The 20,660-nt window shown below is 39.6% G+C and carries 23 protein-coding genes; 16 read left to right on the top strand and 7 right to left on the bottom strand.

Annotated elements, in window-relative coordinates; genetic code table 11:
- Position 1 precedes the first annotated feature (1 nt).
- From nuoH to AAC388_RS14600, 9 genes are all read left to right on the top strand, one after another.
- Positions 2 to 1,018 (top strand): NADH-quinone oxidoreductase subunit NuoH, encoded by a 1,017-nt coding sequence (gene nuoH / locus AAC388_RS14640; protein ID WP_004703499.1) that lies wholly within the window; start codon positions 2 to 4, stop codon positions 1,016 to 1,018.
- 18 nt (positions 1,019 to 1,036) lie between these two features.
- Positions 1,037 to 1,579: an NADH-quinone oxidoreductase subunit NuoI gene (gene nuoI, locus AAC388_RS14635; RefSeq protein ID WP_002120012.1), complete on the top strand. Its 543-nt coding sequence runs from the start codon at positions 1,037 to 1,039 to the stop codon at positions 1,577 to 1,579.
- Positions 1,579 to 2,097, top strand: a complete 519-nt coding sequence (nuoJ, locus tag AAC388_RS14630; protein ID WP_014205902.1) for an NADH-quinone oxidoreductase subunit J — start codon at positions 1,579 to 1,581, stop codon at positions 2,095 to 2,097. Before nuoI ends, nuoJ begins: the two co-directional genes overlap by 1 nt.
- Entirely contained in the window at positions 2,097 to 2,405 is a 309-nt protein-coding gene (nuoK, locus tag AAC388_RS14625) for an NADH-quinone oxidoreductase subunit NuoK (protein ID WP_000529822.1), read from the top strand. Before nuoJ ends, nuoK begins: the two co-directional genes overlap by 1 nt.
- Positions 2,402 to 4,291: an NADH-quinone oxidoreductase subunit L gene (gene nuoL / locus AAC388_RS14620; protein ID WP_342370855.1), complete on the top strand. Its 1,890-nt coding sequence runs from the start codon at positions 2,402 to 2,404 to the stop codon at positions 4,289 to 4,291. The genes nuoK and nuoL overlap by 4 nt, the downstream gene beginning before the upstream one ends.
- A gap of 1 nt (position 4,292) precedes the next feature.
- A complete protein-coding gene (gene nuoM / locus AAC388_RS14615; RefSeq protein ID WP_342370854.1) occupies positions 4,293 to 5,891 on the top strand; it encodes an NADH-quinone oxidoreductase subunit M in 1,599 nt (532 codons plus the stop codon).
- Positions 5,892 to 5,893: 2 nt separating this feature from the next.
- Complete coding sequence (gene nuoN / locus AAC388_RS14610; protein ID WP_017386603.1) at positions 5,894 to 7,387, top strand: NADH-quinone oxidoreductase subunit NuoN; 1,494 nt, start codon at positions 5,894 to 5,896, stop codon at positions 7,385 to 7,387.
- A 100-nt stretch (positions 7,388 to 7,487) separates the two neighbouring features.
- Entirely contained in the window at positions 7,488 to 8,123 is a 636-nt protein-coding gene (upp, locus tag AAC388_RS14605; RefSeq protein ID WP_002120045.1) for a uracil phosphoribosyltransferase, read from the top strand.
- Positions 8,124 to 8,239: 116 nt separating this feature from the next.
- A complete protein-coding gene (locus AAC388_RS14600; protein ID WP_005803269.1) occupies positions 8,240 to 8,533 on the top strand; it encodes a cold shock domain-containing protein in 294 nt (97 codons plus the stop codon).
- Positions 8,534 to 8,552: 19 nt separating this feature from the next.
- Here AAC388_RS14600 and gigC read toward each other — a convergent pair whose 3' ends face one another.
- Positions 8,553 to 9,437, bottom strand: a complete 885-nt coding sequence (gigC, locus tag AAC388_RS14595) for a LysR family transcriptional regulator GigC (RefSeq protein ID WP_002120024.1) — start codon at positions 9,435 to 9,437, stop codon at positions 8,553 to 8,555.
- An 86-nt stretch (positions 9,438 to 9,523) separates the two neighbouring features.
- On the opposite strand from gigC, the gene AAC388_RS14590 reads away from it, so the two are divergent.
- The gene (locus tag AAC388_RS14590) at positions 9,524 to 10,285 is read left to right on the top strand and encodes a ferredoxin--NADP reductase (protein ID WP_002120057.1); all 762 of its coding nucleotides are present in this window, start codon (positions 9,524 to 9,526) and stop codon (positions 10,283 to 10,285) included.
- A 48-nt stretch (positions 10,286 to 10,333) separates the two neighbouring features.
- Here AAC388_RS14590 and AAC388_RS14585 read toward each other — a convergent pair whose 3' ends face one another.
- Positions 10,334 to 10,753: a hypothetical protein gene (locus AAC388_RS14585; RefSeq protein ID WP_014205905.1), complete on the bottom strand. Its 420-nt coding sequence runs from the start codon at positions 10,751 to 10,753 to the stop codon at positions 10,334 to 10,336.
- A gap of 290 nt (positions 10,754 to 11,043) precedes the next feature.
- On the opposite strand from AAC388_RS14585, the gene AAC388_RS14580 reads away from it, so the two are divergent.
- From AAC388_RS14580 to AAC388_RS14570, 3 genes are all read left to right on the top strand, one after another.
- Complete coding sequence (locus AAC388_RS14580) at positions 11,044 to 11,271, top strand: hypothetical protein (RefSeq protein WP_002120072.1); 228 nt, start codon at positions 11,044 to 11,046, stop codon at positions 11,269 to 11,271.
- A gap of 225 nt (positions 11,272 to 11,496) precedes the next feature.
- Positions 11,497 to 13,182: a mechanosensitive ion channel gene (locus AAC388_RS14575; RefSeq protein WP_342370853.1), complete on the top strand. Its 1,686-nt coding sequence runs from the start codon at positions 11,497 to 11,499 to the stop codon at positions 13,180 to 13,182.
- Positions 13,183 to 13,308: 126 nt separating this feature from the next.
- Positions 13,309 to 13,479, top strand: a complete 171-nt coding sequence (locus AAC388_RS14570) for a hypothetical protein (protein WP_002120038.1) — start codon at positions 13,309 to 13,311, stop codon at positions 13,477 to 13,479.
- Positions 13,480 to 13,491: 12 nt separating this feature from the next.
- Here the strand turns inward: AAC388_RS14570 and AAC388_RS14565 are convergent, their stop codons facing one another.
- From AAC388_RS14565 to AAC388_RS14545, 5 genes are all read right to left on the bottom strand, one after another.
- Positions 13,492 to 14,691, bottom strand: coding sequence for an NAD(P)/FAD-dependent oxidoreductase (locus AAC388_RS14565; RefSeq protein ID WP_342370852.1), 1,200 nt, complete (start codon positions 14,689 to 14,691; stop codon positions 13,492 to 13,494).
- Positions 14,692 to 14,808: 117 nt separating this feature from the next.
- Positions 14,809 to 15,690 carry a pyridoxal-phosphate dependent enzyme gene (locus AAC388_RS14560; protein WP_342370851.1) on the bottom strand — a complete coding sequence of 294 codons (882 nt, stop codon included), beginning with the start codon at positions 15,688 to 15,690 and terminating at the stop codon, positions 14,809 to 14,811.
- A 65-nt stretch (positions 15,691 to 15,755) separates the two neighbouring features.
- Positions 15,756 to 16,874 (bottom strand): HlyD family secretion protein, encoded by a 1,119-nt coding sequence (locus AAC388_RS14555; RefSeq protein ID WP_161282997.1) that lies wholly within the window; start codon positions 16,872 to 16,874, stop codon positions 15,756 to 15,758.
- A 39-nt stretch (positions 16,875 to 16,913) separates the two neighbouring features.
- The gene (locus tag AAC388_RS14550; protein ID WP_014205911.1) at positions 16,914 to 18,557 is read right to left on the bottom strand and encodes an MFS transporter; all 1,644 of its coding nucleotides are present in this window, start codon (positions 18,555 to 18,557) and stop codon (positions 16,914 to 16,916) included.
- The gene (locus AAC388_RS14545) at positions 18,554 to 19,123 is read right to left on the bottom strand and encodes a TetR/AcrR family transcriptional regulator (RefSeq protein ID WP_213689854.1); all 570 of its coding nucleotides are present in this window, start codon (positions 19,121 to 19,123) and stop codon (positions 18,554 to 18,556) included. Before AAC388_RS14545 ends, AAC388_RS14550 begins: the two co-directional genes overlap by 4 nt.
- Before the next feature lie 179 nt (positions 19,124 to 19,302).
- Here AAC388_RS14545 and AAC388_RS14540 point away from each other — a divergent pair, with 179 nt between their 5' ends.
- From AAC388_RS14540 to AAC388_RS14530, 3 genes are all read left to right on the top strand, one after another.
- The gene (locus AAC388_RS14540; RefSeq protein ID WP_013198835.1) at positions 19,303 to 19,926 is read left to right on the top strand and encodes a LysE family translocator; all 624 of its coding nucleotides are present in this window, start codon (positions 19,303 to 19,305) and stop codon (positions 19,924 to 19,926) included.
- 162 nt (positions 19,927 to 20,088) lie between these two features.
- Positions 20,089 to 20,277 carry an NF038215 family lipoprotein gene (locus AAC388_RS14535; RefSeq protein WP_309167405.1) on the top strand — a complete coding sequence of 63 codons (189 nt, stop codon included), beginning with the start codon at positions 20,089 to 20,091 and terminating at the stop codon, positions 20,275 to 20,277.
- Positions 20,258 to 20,593 (top strand): hypothetical protein, encoded by a 336-nt coding sequence (locus AAC388_RS14530; protein WP_017386609.1) that lies wholly within the window; start codon positions 20,258 to 20,260, stop codon positions 20,591 to 20,593. The genes AAC388_RS14535 and AAC388_RS14530 overlap by 20 nt, the downstream gene beginning before the upstream one ends.
- The last annotated feature ends 67 nt before the right edge of the window (positions 20,594 to 20,660 follow it).

The following is a 20,660-nucleotide window of genomic DNA, read 5'->3' as shown; positions in this document are numbered from 1 at the left end:
CATGAATCAAGAAATTATACGTCAAACGCCACTTTGGGCTGAGAACTGGCCGATTGCCTATGCTGTCGTTCAAGCAGTTGTGATTTTGCTTGTTGTGGTTTTAGTTGCGGCGTTGATGTCTTTTATTGAGCGTCGTTTACTTGCTTGGTGGCAAGACCGTTATGGCCCAAACCGTGTTGGTCCTGGTGGTATGTTCCAGATCGTTGCCGACATGCTCAAGATCATGTTCAAAGAAGACTGGACACCAAAATTTGCTGACAAACTTACATTCCGTTTAGCACCAGCTGTTGCAATGGCAACAGCGGTTCTTTCGTTCATGGTAATCCCAGTGAGTCCTTCACTGGGTGTTGCCGACATGAGTATCGGTTTGTTGTTCTTCATGGCGATGGCTGGTATTGCAGTCTATGCAGTATTGTTTGGTGGTTGGGCTTCAAATAACAAATACTCGTTGCTTGGTGGTTTACGTTCAGCCGCTCAAACTATTTCTTATGAAGTGTTCTTGGGTATTTCATTGATGGGTGTGGTTGCAATTGCAGGCTCATTTAACCTTCGTGAAATTGTTGAAGCACAACGTGATGTTTGGTTTGTCATTCCGCAATTCTTAGGTTTCTTGATTTTCGTAGTTGCTGGTGTTGCGGTAACTCACCGTCATCCATTTGACCAACCAGAAGCAGAACAAGAATTGGCAGAAGGTTACCATGTTGAATATGGCGGTATGAAATGGGGTATGTTCTTCGTTGCTGAATATGTCAACGTAGTACTGATCTCTGCATTGATCGTGACTTTATTCTTTGGTGGCTGGTTAGCGCCATTCAATTTAGAAATTCCATTTGTTCCACCAGTATTCTGGTTTGTGATTAAAACAGCATTCTTTGTAATGATGTTTGTATTGGCACGTGGTTCTTTAATGCGTCCACGTTATGACCAAGTCATGAACTTTGGTTGGAAAATTTGTTTGCCATTGGCGTTGGTCAACTTGTTAGTGACTGGTGCTGTGATTCTGATGAATCAGGCCTAGGACAGCAGGGAGTACAAAATGTATAAATTTCTAGCTGGATTCGGATCAATTGTACGTACGTTACTCATGGTGTTTAGCCATGCAACGCGTAAACGTGACACGATTTTATATCCAGAAGTTCCGGCTGAACAGATTGTGCCGCCACGCTTTCGTGGTCGTATCGTATTAACGCGTGACCCTGATGGGGAAGAGCGTTGCGTAGCATGTAACCTATGTGCGGTTGCATGTCCGGTTGGCTGTATCTCACTACAAAAAGCAGAAACAGAAGATGGTCGTTGGTACCCGGAGTTTTTCCGTATCAACTTCTCACGTTGTATTTTCTGCGGTATGTGTGAAGAAGCATGTCCAACAACTGCGATTCAGCTCACACCAGACTTCGAGTTAGGCGAATATGTGCGTCAAGACCTTGTTTATGAGAAAGAAAACTTACTCATTTCAGGTCCAGGCAAATACCCAGACTACAACTTCTACCGTGTAACGGGTATGGCAATTAACGGTAAAGAGAAAGGTCAAGCACAAAAAGAAAGTGCACCAATCGATGTACGGAGTCTATTACCATGATGTGGCCGTTTTATTTGATGGCACTCGTGGCCATCGTTTCTACGGTTCGTGTAGTGACTAACACGAACCCTGTACACGCTCTACTTAGTCTAATTGTTTCATTGCTTGCTGTTGCTGGTATTTTCATGATCGTGGGGGCGCCTTTTGCAGGTGCTCTTGAAATCATCGTTTATGCCGGAGCAATTATGGTTCTGTTTGTCTTCGTGGTGATGATGCTTAACTTAGGTCAACACACCGTTGAACAAGAACGTAAATGGCTTTCTTCAGATGCTTGGGCATATCCAGCACTCATGAGTTTCTTACTCGGCTTGCTTTTAGTTTGGATGCTTGGTGGTGAATACACCACTATTTCAGCACCGCTTGGGGCACAAGTGATTGGACCAAAAGTAGTTGGTCAAGCACTCTTTACTCACTATTTATTATTGGTTGAAGTTGCCGCGATGTTATTGCTAGCAGCCCTTGTTGCAGCATACCACTTAGGTAAACGTGAACCAGGTGCAGAAGAGGAAAAAGAATAATGGGCCAGATTCCTTTAGAACATGGTTTGATTGTTGCAACCATCCTTTTTGCACTCGGTTTTTACGGTGTAATGGTGCGACGCAACCTATTATTTATGTTAATGAGCCTTGAAATCATGATGAATGCTGCAGCATTGGCATTTGTTCTAGCGGGTAGCGTATGGGCACAACCAGATGGGCAAGTGATGTTCATTCTGATTTTGACCCTTGCAGCAGCAGAGGCATGTATCGGTCTTGCGATTGTCCTTCAGTTCTATCATCGCTTCCATCATTTGGATGTGGATGCTGCTAGTGAGATGCGCGGATGAGTTATTTATATTTAACAGTATTATTTCCGCTAATCGGTTTTATTTTATTGGCGGCAGGACGAGACAAACTCTCTGAAAATGTTGCAGCAGTTATTGGTGTAGGTTCTGTAGGTTTATCTGCATTATTTGCACTCATTGCTGGAATGGCATTTACCACGAGTGGTCAGCAAGTTTTCGTTCAAAACTTGTGGACATGGTTCAATGTTGGTGGTTTTGCGCCGGGCATTAGCTTACATTTAGATGGCTTATCTTTACTCATGATGGGCATGATCACGGGTGTTGGTTTCTTAATCCACATCTTTGCATCATGGTACATGCGTGGTGAAGAGGGTTATGCGCGTTTCTTCTCTTATTTCAACCTGTTTGTTGCAAGCATGCTTGTGCTTGTATTGGGTGACAACTTGGCGTTGTTATTCTTGGGTTGGGAAGGCGTAGGTCTTTGCTCTTACTTGCTGATCGGTTTCTATTATGCAAACCCTGCAAATGGTTGGGCTGCGATCAAAGCGTTTACAGTGACCCGCGTTGGTGACGTATTCTTGCTTATTGCTTTATTCTTGCTTTACCAACAATTTGGTACGCTGAATACTCTGTACATCGTTGAACACGCAGCAGAAGTAATGACGAAGAGTTCGTCACTTACAATCTGGACTGCATTAATGTTGTTCTTGGGTGCTGCTGGTAAGTCTGCTCAAATTCCATTGCAAACATGGTTGGCAGATGCGATGGCAGGTCCAACACCTGTTTCTGCATTAATCCACGCTGCAACAATGGTAACGGCTGGTGTGTACTTATGCTGCCGTCTATTCAGCGTATTTGAACTTGCTCCTGAAGTGATGCAATTCATTTCGGTAACTGGCGCGGTAACTTTGTTAGTTGCAGGTTTTGCTGCACTTGTACAAACAGACATCAAACGTATCTTGGCTTACTCAACAATGAGTCAGCTTGGCTATATGTTTATGGCTGTAGGTGCGGAAGCGTATCAAGCTGGCTTGTTCCATATGTTGGCTCACGCATTCTTTAAGGCATTATTATTCTTGTCTTCTGGTGCGGTCATTCTGGCTTATCACCACGAGCAAAACATTTTCAAAATGGGTGGTTTGTTCAAACGTAACAAATTCCTGTTTGCTTGTTTCGCGATTGGTGGCGGTGCATTAGCAGCGATTCCATTCTTGACTATTGGTTTCTTCTCTAAAGATGCGATTCTTGGTGAAGTTTGGGTACAAGGTCAATCAGTTGCTTTATATCACACCTTATATTGGGTGGGTGTAGCAGGTGCATTCTTGACTTCAATCTATACATTCCGTTTAATCTGGGTTGTATTCTTTGGTCAAGAAAACACGCCTTACCATGAAATTAAAGGTGCAACTTATTGGGCTCCATTGGGTATTTTAGCTGTATTGTCTACTTTTGTTGGTGCGGTATTAAAAGCACCGGTAGCAGGTATTCTGAATACTGCAAAAATTCCTGAATTCCATGTCGCTGAACAATTTGTAGAAGGCATGCATGGGGCAGAGCACTTAGCTGTAGGTATTGCACTAGTTGGTCTAGTTGTTGGTATAGCATTATTTACATTTGCTTATGGTGCAGTGAAATCATTCGCTCAAACAAGTTTGGGTGCAGGTCTGGCACATATTTGCCGTACTGCTTTTGGTTTTGATGCATTGTATGACATCGTTTTTGTTAAACCTTATTTATTCTTCGCCAAAATCTTTGGCCGTGATCCGATTGACGGTTTGTGGTTAGTTCTTCCTGCACTCGTGAAAGGCGGAAATAGTTTTACAAGCTCACGTCAAACAGGTTCATTGCGTGAATACGCATCAAGCATGTCACTCGGTGTAGTGGTGTTATTGATGATCTTGATCGTTATTCAGGTAGTGGGGAAATAAAATGGAAAACAATTTAATTTTACCCGCGCTGATCCTTGTTCCGTTCATTGCCGGTTTTATTTGTTGGTTAGTCGATAAGCTCGACAAAACTTTGCCACGCTGGATTGCCTTAATTGGTATGCTCATTACTTTGGGCTTAGGTCTTGCACTTTGGCAAAGTGGAACTTATAGCTACGAGTTGGGTTCTAAAATCCCAACTTGGTCTGCTGAGTTCTATCTACCGTGGATTCAATCACTCGGTATTGGCATTCACTTAGCTGTGGATGGCTTATCTTTACTCATGGTGTTATTAACAGCGTTACTTGGTGTACTTGCTGTTGGTTGTTCATGGGGCGAGATTCAAAAGAACGTTGGTTTCTTCCACTTAAACCTATTATGGAGTTTAGGTGGCGTTATCGGTGTATTCTTAGCGATTGACTTGTTCTTGTTCTTCTTCTTCTGGGAGATGATGCTTGTACCAATCTACTTCTTGATTGCGTTATGGGGTCATAAAGGTTCAAACGGTCGTTCACGTGTTTACGCTGCTACTAAGTTCTTCCTTTACACGCAGATTGCCGGTCTAGTGATGTTAATCGGTATCCTAGGTCTTGTAGTTTATGGCTACATGATGACAGGCATGATCGGTTTTGATTACAACTATTTATTAGCTGTAGCTAACCATTTACCTGCAGGCTTAGCGTACGGTTTCATGATCTGTTTCTTCATCGGTTTTGCGGTGAAGTTACCAGTATTCCCATTACACGGTTGGTTGCCAGATGCGCATGCTCAAGCTCCTACAGCAGGTTCTGTAGACTTAGCAGGTATCTTGATTAAAACAGCTGCGTATGGCTTGCTTCGTTTTGTTATTCCATTCTTCCCGACAGCTTCTGCACAGTTTGCAGACATTGCGATTATTTTCGGTTTGATTGGTATTTTCTACGGCGCATGGTGTGCTTACCAGCAAACTGACATGAAACGTTTACTTGCGTATACGTCGATTTCACACATGGGCTTTATCTTACTTGCAATCTATGCAGGTAATATTTTGACCTTCCAAGGTCTAATGATCATGATGTTGGCACATGGTTTGTCATCAGCTGCATTGTTCATTATGTCTGGTCAAATCTATGAACGTTTACATACACGTGATTTACGTTTAATGGGTGGTCTTCGTGGCCAGCTTCAGTACTTGCCATTTTTCTTGATGTTCTTCGTTGCTGCTCTTGTAGGTGTACCAGGTTTAGGTAACTTTATTGGTGAATTCCTGATTTTGATGGGTTCATTTAATAAATATCCTGTCTTCACGATTCTTGCTTCTATCAGCCTTGTATTTGCAGGTTTATATGGCTTGATCTTGATTCACCGTGCTTTATTTGGTGAACCAAATCCTGAACAAAAGCAACATTACACTAGTCCATTGAAAGACTTATCTGCTCGTGAAGTTGGTATTTTGATGATTTGTGCGATTGGTCTCGTTTGGCTTGGTATCTACCCACAAACATTCTTGGATGTATCTTATTCAAGCATGCAGTGGTTGGTCAATAGTTATGTGCCAGTACAAGAAGTCGTTGAAACTGTTCAGCAAACAGCTACTCAACTTGACCATGTGGAGATCCAATAATCATGAACTTCACAGTATCATTCTCTACGCTTATGCCTTTAGCTCCGGTGATGATTGTTGCTTTGACAACAATCGTCGTCATGTTGTTAATTTCAATTAAGCGTAATCATAATTTAATCGCAACGACTTCTGTTGTTGGTTTAAACCTTGCTGCACTTTATATTTTATTTGCAGTATTTGGCGGTAAGTTTGTACCGGCAAATGTGATGGGCATGTTTATGGTTGATCCATTTACCATGTTCTATCAATTTATGATTTTGATTGCGGCATTGGCATGTTGTACTTTGTCTCATGCTTACATCGAAACTTATAAAGACAACCGCGAAGAGTTATATCTTTTGTTACTTGCTTCAGTAGCAGGTGCAATGTTGATGGTTGCAAGCTCTCACTATGCATCGTTCTTCATTAGCCTTGAGTTAATGTCGATTCCTGTATATGGCTTACTTGCTTATACTTATCAACGTAGTAACTCACTTGAAGCGGGTATTAAATACCTTGTACTTTCAGCGACAGCTTCTGCAATGTTGTTGATGGGTATGGCATATATCTATGCATATACAGGTTCGCTTTCATTCTATGATTCTGTACAGGCATTATTTGAAGCAATCAAACAGCCAATGGTGTTATTAGGTTTAGCACTTATTATCTTTGCTGTTGCATTTAAATTATCGCTTGCGCCGTTCCATAAATGGACACCGGATGTATATGCAGGTGCACCAGCGCCAATGGCAACTTTCTTAGCGACTGCTGCTAAAGTTGCAACAATTGGTTTGTTCGTACGCTATATGCTTGCTTCAGGCGCAATGATGGTGAACTCGTTAGTAACTATTTTGACGATCATTGCTGTATTGTCGATTTTAGTTGGTAACTTACTCGCTGTTCGTCAAGTTAACTTAAAACGTATTCTTGGTTATTCATCTATTGCTCACTTTGGTTATTTGTTAATTGCTTTAATTAGCATGACTTATGCGAGCTTGGGTAGCGTAACTGTATATGTGGTGTCTTATGTATTAACAACTATTGGTGCCTTTGGTGCGGTAGCGTTAATGTCTAGCCCATATAACAACGTAGATGAAGCACAAAGCCTTGCAGACTACCGTGGTTTGTTCTGGCGTCGTCCAGTACTTACAGCAACTTTAACAGTCATGATGTTGTCTTTGGCTGGTATTCCATTAACAGCAGGCTTCATTGGTAAGTTCTTGGTGGTAATGGCTGCTGTAACAACTCAACACTGGTTCTTAGCTGCAATGATTATTGTGGGTAGTGGTATCGGTTTGTACTATTACTTACGTGTGATGGTTGTAATGTACATGACACCACCGGAAACTCCTCGTATTGATGCAGATGCTCATTGGGGACAAAAAGTGGGTGGTTTAATGGTATTGGCTGCTGCTGCATTAGTTATTATTTTGGGTGTTTACCCAGATCCAATGATTAATTTGGCACTAAAAGCAGAAATTTTATCTCCATTACATTTCATGCTTTCACAACAGTAATTCTGGTGTACAAAAAAGCCTCCAAATCTGGAGGCTTTTTTTTATTGAGCGTTAAAAAAAGATTATAATAAATACGTTTTTATATTTTTAGGTAACATCTGTGGCCATTCAAGAAATTCGTCACCCACTTATTCGTCATAAATTAGGCTTGTTACGCCGTGCTGACATCAGTACTAAAAATTTCCGTGAGCTTGCTCAGGAAGTGACTATGTTGTTGACTTATGAAGCAACAAAAGATTTACCAGTTGTGGATTGTGAAATTGATGGATGGGCTGGAACTGTTACTACTCAGCGTATTGCTGGTAAAAAAATAACGATTGTACCGATTTTACGTGCCGGAATTGGTATGTTAGATGGCGTACTTAATCTAATTCCAAGCGCCAAAGTGAGTGTTTTAGGTCTTGAGCGTAATGAAGAAACACTAGAAGTTCGCACATATTATAAAAAATTAGTTCCGGATGTGGCTAATCGTCTTGCGATGATTATTGACCCAATGCTAGCAACGGGTAATTCGTTAGTTGCTGCTATTGATGTGTTAAAGGCAAGTGGTTGTAAAGATATCCGTGTTATGGTCTTGGTTGCTGCTCCTGAAGGTGTTGCTAAAGTTGAAGCAGCTCATCCGGATGTGCAAATTTATACGGCATCTATTGATAATGGCTTAAATGAACAAGGTTATATTGTTCCTGGCTTGGGTGATGCTGGCGATAAAATTTTTGGTAGTGTACAAAAAGATTAATTTTTTGAAATAGCATTAAAAAGAGACTTCATTCAACCGTATAATTTTAAAAACGGAATCGTGAGTCTCTTTTTTATTTACTGCAAAGACTGGATTGGAAAAGTAGGGGAAAGATCATGAAGCAAGAGTTTTATACTGGATGGGTAAAACAATATAACCCTGATAAAGGGTTTGGTTTTATTGAAACTACTGAAGGAGATATTTTCTTTCATATTTCTGATTTCCCTGCATCAGAGGGCGAACCGAAAAGAAATGAAAAAGTGAGATTTCTTGCCGCAGATAATCAGGGCAAATTTAAAGCGATCAAAATTGAGCGTGTTGACCCGAATCCTGCGAAAACCAAGAAAAATAAAATTGCAGATCACAATAAAGCGATCACAAGCGAATTGCTATCAAATTTTCGACGCTAATCAACGAAAAGATCAGGTTTTAAACCTGATCTTCACAGAATTGTAAGAATGCTTTGAGGCCTGGACCCTGATATTTTTGACGATGTACCAGCATATAAAGCGGACGGGTAAGCTGCCAGAATGGTGTATCTAAAATTACTAATTGTCCCTTTTCAATTAAAGGTTCAATGGCAAGTTTAGAAATACATGACATACCTAAACCACCAGCAACGATTTTTAAAATTGCTTCATTGTGACCTAGGGTTAAGCGAATATTCGCATCTGGCAGATCTTGCAATATAGCATTATCAAACACTTCACGAGTTCCTGAGCCTTCTTCACGTAAAATCCATTCGACTTGAAGAAAATCATGCGCTGTTAGAGGTCTATTTAAACGTGCTAACGGGTGATTTGGGGCGCAGCAAACTGCAAGCTCATCATCACGCCAATGAATACATTGGAGTTGAGGTAAGTGACATGAGCCTTCAATTAAAGCTAAATCAAGTTGGAATTGATTGACTGCTTCAATCATTTGGCGTGTATTGCCCACTTGTAATTGCAAATGCGCTTTAGGGTGATGCTGTAAAAAGTTTGCCATTAAATCTGGCATGAGGTAATCACTAATCGTTAAAGTGGCCCCAATACGTAAATCAATGCTTTGCAATTCACCTTTTGCAGCTTGCTCAAAAGCTTCACAGCGACCTAATATTTCTAATGCTTGAGGCAATAGAAAACGACCTAAATCATTAAGCTGTAATCGTTTACCTAAACGATCAAATAGAGGTGCACCAAGACCATCCTCTAAATCGGCTAAAGCCATACTTGCTGCACTTTGCGTCAGTCTGACCGCATCACTCGCTTTGGTGACAGTTCCTTCTTGAGCGACTGCTACAAAAACAGCCAACTGGCGTAATGTCATGCGCATGTTTAAAAAGCCTTAACGTTTAAAAGTATTCATTATTTCGGCTGTCATGCTAACATGAGCGCACTATTTCATGCCACGTTGAAATCATGTCAATTGAAAAATTTAGCGTAGAAAAAGTTTTATCTGTACACCGCTGGACTCCAACTCTTTTTAGTTTCACCATGACTCGCCCTGCACATTTTAAATTTACAGCTGGGCAATTCGCACGTATTGGGCTAAAAGTTGGAGAGGAACTCGTTGTTCGTGCTTATTCGGTAGTCTCATCACCATTTGATGAAACGCTTGAGTTTTTTTCGATTGTAGTACCAGACGGTGCATTTACGTCAAATCTTCAACATTTAAAGGTAGGAGATGAGCTTTATTTAGAAAAAATACCTTATGGTTATTTGACTTTAGCTCGCTATCAACAACCTTTACCGCATGATTTATGGTTATTAGCAACAGGTACGGGTTTAGCTCCATTTTTATCTATGCTACAAGACTTCGATACATGGTCTAAATATCAAAAAATTAATTTGGTCTACAGTGTCCGTACCGCAGCTGAGTTAGCTTATGTTGATCGTATTCAAGAGATTGCTGAAACTTTTGGGGAAGGACATAACGGATTTAAATTTATTCCGATTATTACTCGAGATCCATCTGCGCCATTGCATGATCGTTTGCCGATTCTAATTGAAAATGGTGAATTAGAAAAATCTGCTGGTATAGAGCTGAATCCTGCCACAAGCCACGTCATGCTTTGCGGAAATCCGCAAATGGTAGATGACACGAAAGAGGCTTTAAAACGCCGTGGTTTGACGATGAACCGTCGAGGTGAGGGAAATATTGCGGTAGAAAATTACTGGTAATAAATTGCGGTGAAAACAACTTTATAATTAATTTTATGGATATGTTTATTAGTGGACAAACATATCCATAAATTCGCGAATTTCTGAAATTGCGCTATCTACATCGGTTGAAAGCCAAGTTGGCTCAAAAAGACCTGCATAATGTTCCAAACGATCTTGTGGAACGACTAAGCGAACAGGACAGTCTTCTTCTAGTAAGCGCCAAGGCAAGATTGGAACATCATTGTCTAGAAAAATATTGATATTACGAATATCAACAATCATGGCATTAATGCAGTCAGGAAATGGCATGACCGAAAATTCTTCAGTACGGCGACGAAAATACTCTAAATCACCCCATTTGAGTTCATAACTTGGTTTATTAAATTCAATAATACCAATGAGATGTTCGTCTCTCGTCTGATGTATATAACATTGATGTGTGACGTCAGTGTCGAGATCAAGTGTTACGTTTTGCTGACGATACATCATAAAATAGAGCAGCTTTAAAACAAGGGGGCTTATTATAGCCTATTTTATAAAAAGTAAGCGCTAAAACATATTGTATTACAAATAGAACCTCAAAGAAGCTCGAGCATAACTTGTCATTATTTTTTAATGGCTAAATATTTTTGCCTAAATTTTATACTGTTTTTATTATTTTAATAGTAGAGTTTTGCAAACACAGACACCTTAGCATAATGCTTTTTCACACAATGCAACAAACCAAATTGCTATGATGATTATAAAGTTAATGATAAAAGAAGAGGGGAAAGAAGATGCATGATTTTTCAAAACCACCTCATGTGACGAGTCCTGAAGAAACTGCGAAAAAAAGAAGATTGCCAGTTTACATTTTAATTATTGTTGGGCTTTTTCTTATTGCACTCATCGTCTACATGGTTGCTGATCACAGCAAAACACCTAAAGAAGAAGCCGCTTTTCAACATGAGGTCACACCACATGTCATTAAGAGTACTTCAGATTTGAATATTTATAAAGGGTAATAAGCTAACCAGTATATCTTTATAGAAAGCCTTTGGGAGGTGACCTGAAGGCTTTTTTTGCAACCTTTTGCATCAATTTGTTGTATTTATGCAGAAGTGTGTTGATTAGAAAATATTCAAAACATAAGGTGAGATAGACCGCATTTATCGTCATTTTTAACAACGAAAAGTGTTTTTCATAATTGATGGCACTGAAAAGAACATAACAATTGAGGACATAACAATATGAATGAATTTTTTGATGGGCCTCGCGGCGCTCAGTTTGATGCGATGTATTACTGGGATCAGTTTCATCCTATTTTAGCTGCAATCGTCATCTTACTGGTCGGCTGGATAATCGCCTTATTAGTTGCGGCAGGTGTAAAAAAACTTCTGCAAAAAGTAAATACCAATGCAAAATTATCTTCAGCAACTGGGCGTGCTCCAAACATAGAAGGTCTTATTTCAAAAGTCGTATTCTGGTTTATTTTAATCTTAGCTGTTGTCGCAGCTCTCAATGTACTTAACATTAGTGGAGTAAGTGGCCCGTTCAGCAATATGGTTAATCAGGTACTCGTCTATATTCCAAATATTATTGCTGCTGTTGTGGTGGGTTTTATTGGTTGGATCGTTGCTCGACTGGTGCGAGCAGGGGTGACCAATGTTTTATCCCGAACTCAACTTGACGATAAGTTAAGCAGTGAAGTGGGTGTAGGTGGAATTAGCCAGAATATTGGTGAAATTCTTTACTGGCTTGTATTGTTACTTTTCCTTCCGATTGTTCTTTCAATATTAGGATTAACAGGCTTACTGATTCCAGTTCAAAATATGGTAAATGATGCTGTAGCATTCTTACCAAATATCTTTATTGCTGGTGTTATCGTTTTTGTTGGTTATATCTTGGCAAAAATTGTACGCGGTATTGTTGAAGGTTTAGTGAATAGCTTAGGTGTTCAGGCTCAAGCTGAAAAAATTGGTCTTTTCAAAAGCTCTAACGTAGGCAAATTCTTAGGGTCATTTGTTTTCGCAATCATCATTATTACAACATTGATTGTAGCGTTTGAAGCTTTAGGGATTGAGACAATTTCTCAGCCAGCAACAGCAATGCTTAATGAAATCTTGCAGGCGATTCCAAACATTATTGCTGCTGGTTTAATTCTACTGGTTGCTTATATTGTTTCTCGTTTTGTTGGTCGCTTAGTCGCTGAATTAATTGCAGGTACAGGTGTTGATGAGATTCCTGCAAAGTTAGATGTACAACGCTTTTTAGGTCAAACTAAAGTTTCTAATGCAGTTGGCTGGTTAATTGTATTCTTTACTATGCTATTTGCGGTTTCTGAAGCTGCGGATCGTCTTGGTTTCGATCAAATTAGTGGTCTAATTGCAATGTTTATCCATTTCGGTGCAAACATTCTATTGGGCGCTGTAATCTTGGTTATTGGTTTCTGGCTTGCCAATGTTGTGGCGAACGTGGTTCAACGCGGCGAATATAATAGCTCGCGTTGGTTAGGTAGTTTAGTTCGTGTATTAATTATTGGTCTTGTACTTGCGCTTGGTTTAAGAGCGATGGGTATTGCAGATTCAATCGTTAATCTTGCATTTGGTTTGACTCTAGGCGCAGTTGCAGTTGCTTTCGCTCTTGCATTTGGTTTAGGTGGTCGCCAACCAGCAGAAAGACTGTTGAGCGATTTGCTAGATAAAGCTAAAAAAGAAGCGAATGAACCGAATCCGCTTTATCAACCACCGTCTAATACCACAACGAGCAGCCCATCTGCTGGTAGCTCATCTGCAACTACGAGTTCGTCAACAACTACAACTTCACCATCAACGGTTTCATCTGATGCAAAACCTGCTGATTCTGCACAAGTAAATCCAGCAGAACCACCAGTAAATAAACCGTTTGGATCTACTGGAGAAAATGACGAAATTTAGTAAGTAAAACTAATTTTCAGATAAACCGTACAAAAAATCTTTGATTTTTGTGATAAGTTCGACCACTCTATATTGAGTGGTCGTTCTTTTTAGACGTTATAAAAACAAATAAGTGAGGAAAATACGATGAAGAAACCAGGTCGTTTTTTAGCACCGATTGTCATTGCGGGAATTACGGTAGGTTTTTTAGCAAGTGCTTATAAATTTGTGTTTAATAAATCTAATTCATCAAAACAGGCAACAACTCATACACGTAATTCTGAAAAATCATCAAATGATTCGAAAGCTTCAAATTAGCTTATTCATCATTTAAACGTATTGTGCTGCTGCATAAGCAGAAGACCAAGCCCATTGGAAGTTATAACCTCCTAAATAGCCAGTCACATCAAGTACTTCCCCAATAAAAAACAGTCCTTTCTGCTTTTTACTTTCCATGGTTTTGGAAGATACTTCACTTGTATCAACTCCGCCTAAAGTAACTTCGGCAGTACGATAGCCTTCTGTGCCTGATGGTTTGACGGCAAAACCATGTAGTTGCTCAGCAATATGATCTAGCTGTGCATCACTGATATTACCAATCGCTATTTCGCTCTGCTCTGGCCATATAAGTTGCTGTAACTCTTGTACAATACTTTTTGCAGTAAATTCATTCAGAAGAGTACGCAATAAAACTTTAGGTTGGGCTTTCTTTTTGTCTTTTAAATAAGTTGCTAAATCTTGGCTCGGGAAAAAGTCAATTTTAAAACTTTCACCAGTATTCCAATAGTTTGAAAGCTGTAAAGAACTTGGACCACTCAAACCACGATGCGTAAACAATAATGCTTCAGTAAAGCTATTCTTCGAGTTACTTAGAGTCACATCTAAAGCATTACCACTTAGGCGTGTAGTGACTTCTTTAATATGATCTGAAAAAGTAAATGGGACTAAACCTGCGCGAGTTGGGAAAACCTGATGTCCAAATTTTTGTGCCAGTTCATAGCCAAATCCAGAACCACCCAAAGTTGGAATGGATAAACCACCTGTAGCAACCACTAATGACTCACAGCTAAATCGGCCTTGGTTTGTGTGTACAGTAAAACCGCCTTTTTCTAATGGATCAATCTGTACAGCTTCACATTGAGTTTGGATATCAACGTTATTGGTTTTATCACATTCACTTACTAGCATCTCTAAAATTTCTTTAGCGCCGTTTAGCGTGAATAATTGCCCGTGTTTTCGTTCTTCATAAGCAATTTTATAATCACATACCAAACCGATAAAGTCCCAGTTGCTATAGCGTGATAGAGCAGAAATAACGAAGTGTGGATTATGAGAAATATAGTTGTCAGGCTCTACATAAAGGTTGGTAAAGTTACACTTACCACCGCCCGACATTAAAATCTTTTTACCAATTTTATTGGCTTTTTCTAAAATTAAAACCGAGCGCCCTCGTTTAGCAGCATGTGCAGCCAACATGAGTCCAGAAGCACCTGCACCTAAGACAATGACATCGACATGACTGTTAGACATAAGAGATTCTCGATTAATCGTGAAAATTTAAAAGGGGCATATACTATCATGCCGAGCCTTAGTCATGCTAAAGACATTTACTGCTATGCGGAGTAATGTGCACTAAAAGCTAATAAGTTATTGATGTGTTTTATTTCTTATATCTGCTTGTAAACCACCAGAATGAATTGCCAGAATGCGAGTACCTTCAGAAAAGTAATTATTCTTTATAAGATCAAACAGACCAAACATCATCTTTCCCGTATAGATCGGTTCAAGTGGTACCGCATGCTGCTCTTCAAAACTTTCTATAAATGCCAATAATTCGGGTGAAGTTTTTGCATACCCGCCACAGCAGTATGCATCTGTCACAGCCCAGTTCTGTTTTTTGGTCCATTGCCGAATTTCTTGTTGTAAAAAGTCACCTTTTAAAGCCGAAAATCCTAAGACTTTTTGATCGGCTGAACTCCTTTCAATAAGACCCGAAATCGTTCCGCCAGTTCCTACTGCACAGCAAATCACATCATAGTTTTGCAAATCGCTTTGACTGAGAATTTCCTGACAACCTTGAACTGCAAGTTCATTGGTGCCGCCTTCAGGGATAATGAAAGTTTCAGGAAATTGGTGTTGTAATTGTTGAAGATAGTTTGCATCATCTCTCAAGCGGTATTCGTTGCGGGAGACAAAATGTAGATGCATTCCTAGACTTTGAGCTTTTGCTAAAGTTGGATTAAGAGGTTTGTCAGCTAACTCTTCACCACGAATAATCCCAATACTTTTTAAGCCAAAAAGATGAGCTGCATAGGCAGTCGCGGCAATATGGTTGGAATAAGCCCCACCAAAAGTCAAAATGCTCGGTAAACCTTGTTGTTTTGCAGCAAGCAAATTGTATTTTAGTTTGAAAAATTTATTGCCCGAAATTTGAGGATGAACTAAATCTAATCGCTTAATGTAGAGATGAACTAAAGAGGGGAGTTCAATATGCTGATAGGAAATAGGTTGGGCAATGTGATCAAACATTAGAAATTGAGAAAAATAATGATTGATCACATTGTAGCTTTTTAAATAGAGCTTTAAAAAGCTGTTTACGAACTTGTATCGACAGAAGTAATCACTGACATGCCAGGGCGTAAATGCTCCATTCCTTCTTGATTTGGATCAATGGTAATGCGTACGGCAATTCTTTGAACCACTTTGGTAAAGTTTCCTGTTGCATTGTCAGGCTTTAATACACTGAACTCGGAACCCGCAGCAGGTGAAATCTGTTCAACATGTCCTGTAAATTTTTTATGTTTCATGGCATCGACTGTGAACCATGCTTTTTGCCCAATTCGCATATTGGCAATTTGGGTTTCTTTAAAGTTGGCAATCACCCAAGTTTGTTGTGGGATGAGGTAGAGTAATTGTGACCCTGCTGCTACATATTGCCCAACACGAGGGTTCACCTCACCAAGTTGACCATCCATTGGAGCAACAATAACGCTATAGTCTTTAGTAGTTTGTGCTTGGTCTAGTTGTGCTTTAGCACTGGAAACTTGTGCTTCTAATCCAGCTTCTGCCACTTGCGCTGTTTTAAGCGCTTCTTTGGCAACTAAAACATTGGCCTCTGCCTGCTTCAGTGCTGCAAGGTTATTTTCAGCATCTGCTGCGGCTTTATCTTGCTCAGATTTAGAAGCTGCTCCACTATTTCCTAACTGTTGATATCGTCTAAGCTGTGCTAAAGAAAGTTCATATTGAGCTTTAACTTGTTCAACTTTAGCCTGTGCAGCCACAATATCAGCTTGTTTTTGAGCAATAGACTGTGTCTGATTGGCTAAAGTATTTTTAGCTTGTTCAACTCCAGAAGCCGCTTGCGTTACTTTTTGATCATAAGTAGTTGCATCAATATGCATGAGCACTTGACCTTTTTTGACATGATCAAAGTCTTTAACGACTACATCTTTAACATAGCCATTAATTTGCGACGATAAAATCGTTGTTTTACCTTTAACATAACTATTGTCAGTTTGTTGAACACTCGTTGCGAAAGGTCCGATTCTCCATGCCCACAAAATCACTAAAATACCAACAATGAGCACAACTAGCATCCATAATAAAGTTGAGCGTTTTGTGGGAATCAGTTTGCTCGCAGGTGCCGGTTCATTAGATGGAGCGGGAGCTGCTTGAGGTGGAGCTTGTTCCGGTTTGTTTTGATCATCTGACATATATCAATCTCAATTTCTATTTCATCAATAAAGAAGCCATTAAGGACGGCTAATTCCTCTGCGTTGTAGATATTTACTACGTGCAATATTAAATCCACCCCACAAGAGGAGTGCGATAGCAAAAATACCGTTTAATGCAATAACGTCATTGTAGGCACGTACTTGCGCTTCACGAGTGACCACTTGATTAAGTGAGCGCATGGATTGGGCTGTTTGTAATGCTGGGTCAGTAGTCGTAACTGATGCACTGCGTTGATAGGTCGAGAGCCTTTGAGCAACTAGAGGATCTGCTTGTTCTAAATCTTTAATAATCTCAACTTGATAGTTCTGCGTGCGGTGTTGTTGATAGGTCGAGAAGAATGAAGACCCGACAAGGCCACCAAAGGTTTGAGTTGCAGAGAACAGCACAATAAAAGTCACCACATACGAAGGACCTTTAGCCAAAGTTTGCGCAAAGCCAATCAGGAGCAATGGCCCAATAAATAAACCACCTGCAAAGCCTACTAAAAACTGACTTGCAAAGAAGTTCACAGGTCGGACATCACTCGTTAAGTGATAATCTAATCCACACGCGACTAAAATTAAAAATTCTGCAAAAAGTAAGTGGAAGATAATCCGTTCGCGTGAAAAAGTTAGTGCACTAAAAAGTGTTCCGCTTAAAATCCCTACCAATATGACCACATAGAGTGGAACAAATTGGTCAGGACCCATTCCCATAGTTTTTAAGAAATTAACCGCTGCGTAGCTTTGTTCTGACATTAAAAGTCGAATAGCAAAAGCACCAAAAATGAAGCGTAGGGTCGAAGCGGCACCTAACCAACGTGTCATAATTAATGGATTGGCGCGATAGTGCTCATAGAGCAACCCCAAAACAACTAAACTAAAACCTGCAATTAAGACGTAAGCAAGCCATTCACTGTTAAACCACCATAAAATTGGACCTTGCGTGAGCACAATACACAAGCAGGCAAAACCTGGAGCCAATAAAGCAAATGTAAAGAAATCCTGCTTCTCAAAAACATAAATTCTTAAGCTTCGCGGTAATTTCAATGAAACGACCATGGCTAAACAACAAAGTGCTAAGCCGAGCTCAAACGTATATAGAACAGACCAACTGTCTGTATTTACAAGAAATGGAGAAATAATCCAAGCTAATGGCACGCCAAGTTGCTGAAAACCAAAGGCAATATATATACCTTTTGCCATGTCTGCTTTTTTAAAAGCTTGCATGGTGTAATACATACCTAAAGAGCTTAATGGCGCACCAGCTAAACCTGCCACAACTCGAGCGAATAGTGCCATTTCATAGGTATGCACAAAAATATGTAATACCAAAACCGCAATAAAAATCACGAGTCCTATTTCTGAAAACACTCTCAAACCATACTGTTGCCGGGCTTTAAATAAAATCAGGTTTGAACTGACATTTGCCATGACATAAGCAGCAGGCAACCAAGCCGCTTCGGAAGGAGTTAGTCCATACTCACCTTGGATTAAAGGTAAATTTGCCGTAATAAAACCATTACTTAAGCTTGCCGAAAGGGCGATAAATAAACCAATAAAAAAGTAAATAAACCGCTTAGGTACAGAGTGTGCAATAGCTGCTGGTGAACCAGGTAAAGTCGGTTGCTCTTCTGGGGTCCAGTCGGGTGGTGTTTCTAAGTAACGAGGCGTTTTACTCATTCTATCCCTCGAATTTTTTGTATTTGAATACCATGAAATAGTAATTCAATTGCTCGTTTTGCTAAGCGAGTCTGTTCTTCTGGCTCATGTCCTTGAAATGAAGAACCCAACATTGCTGTGACCATTGCATAGTCATCGGCGGTCAGATCAGCTCGGCACAATTTTTGTTCTATCGCATTTTCAATCAGTGGGTTAAGTGCATTATTTCGCCGTTCATAAATTTTTAACATAATTGGATCTTGTCGATCAATCACTCTCCAAAAATCTTGCAAAATTGCGAGTTTGGGAAGTTGTCCAATATGTCCTTCAATTAAACGAAATAAACCGTCCTCGAACTGTTGAAAATGAGCTGCTTTTTGCTCTAGCTGCGTAATCGCGCGTTCTAAAAGTGCACTAATTAAAGCTTTTCGATCACCAAAGTTACGATAGAACGTCGCTCTGCCTACACCAGCGTGGTCAATCACAACTTGTAAGGGGACATTAATGCCATGAATACGGAAACATTCTTCGGCTGCATTGAGTAATTCATCCCGGTTCTGGGCAGCAATTTTTTGACGTTTACTCATGTCATCGGTTTGAGGAGTTTTAAAGGTTATATATTTAACGGACATTTTTGTCCGTTGTGAAGATCTAAATTGTAAAAACATGAAAATTCAATTTTCATCATTTATATCTTCGCCATTTTTATATGTGTCATAAAAAGCTGTTAGAATACCGCGCAATTGCGTGATGCTAGGTCAATACAATGTTTGAGTCCCTTATTCCTCTTTTTTCAATTGCGATGGCATTGATGCTTGGAGCAATAAGTCCTGGGCCAAGCTTTATTTATGTGGCACAAAATTCAATTTCTAAATCACGTAAACATGGGTTGTTTACCGCTTTAGGGACGGGGACAGGCGCAGCTCTGTTTGGCCTATTAGCTGTTATGGGATTGCAAGCAGTTTTATTAGCAGTACCTTCAGCTTATTTGATTTTAAAAATTGGTGGTGGGCTGTATTTGCTTTGGCTGGCTTTTAAAATTATTAAACATGCCAAAGAACCAATTGCTATGGAAAATGATGGCAAATCAAAAATGACCTATAAACAGGCATATCGATATGGCTTAATTACCCAGTTAAGTAATCCAAAAATCGCAGTTGTATTAGCCAGCGTATTTACGGCTTTACTACCAAAAGAAATTCCAAATTATTACTACGTCGCATTACCAGTGATTTGTTTTATGATTGATGCGGGTTGGTACTCATGTGTGGCAATGCTGCTCTCTTCAGAGAAGCCTAGAACAATGTACTTAAAAGCAAAAACTGGCGTTGACCGAGTAGCTGGAAGTATTGTGAGTGTATTAGGCTTAAAGTTAATTTTCTTCAAATGATAAGTCTTTAATTAAAATATCTAAAAAATCCGAAGCCAGCTATTTATAGTCTGGCTTTATTTTTGCGTAAAATATATACAAATTTAAATATCTTTTTTAGCACTTAAATACTTTAAAAGTGGTAACTTAATAAATAAAACAAAAAGAAATGAGGATCACGTTATGAAAAAACTAATGGTGAGCATTTCTGTAGTTTTTCTCATCTTAACTACAGGATGTGAGATGAAAACGATGAGCAAGCAACAGCCAGCAAATGAGCGGACCATGAGTATTGTGGGTACTCCGGTTCATGAAAAGGATTATAAAATTTCCGATATACAAGTGAATAATCATGAGCAAGCTAACTATTAAGTTACTTGCTGGATGTGCAACTTACTGTGTTTTTAATATGGTAAGTGCATGTGAGCCTGCTTCTTTAGATTGGGAGCTTTTTCAGGAAAAATATGATTTAAATCATGATGGCATGTATAGCCAAAAAGAATTTCAACGGGTTGAAGACTTTTATCCTTATAACTGGCCGAGTGATAAACGTTTTCAAGGTGAAAACAAGCAGACAGAGCTATTTCATTATTTAGATGAAAATAAGAATGGCTATTTAACAAATGAAGAGTTGGGAAATATACACGTTTTATTTAATAACCCTTGCGAAGGGTGGCCGTGGTCCTAATTTAGTAAGCCCCGTTTAAACCTATTCAAAGCCCTTAAAAATAAAAAAGCTCCCAATTTAGGGAGCT

It is taken from the genome of Acinetobacter sp. D009 (assembly GCF_038562025.1).
GTDB classification, from domain to species: Bacteria; Pseudomonadota; Gammaproteobacteria; order Pseudomonadales; family Moraxellaceae; genus Acinetobacter; species Acinetobacter pittii.
The sequence above is the reverse complement of the archived record's forward strand: the minus strand, read 5'-3'. Positions and strand labels throughout refer to the sequence as shown.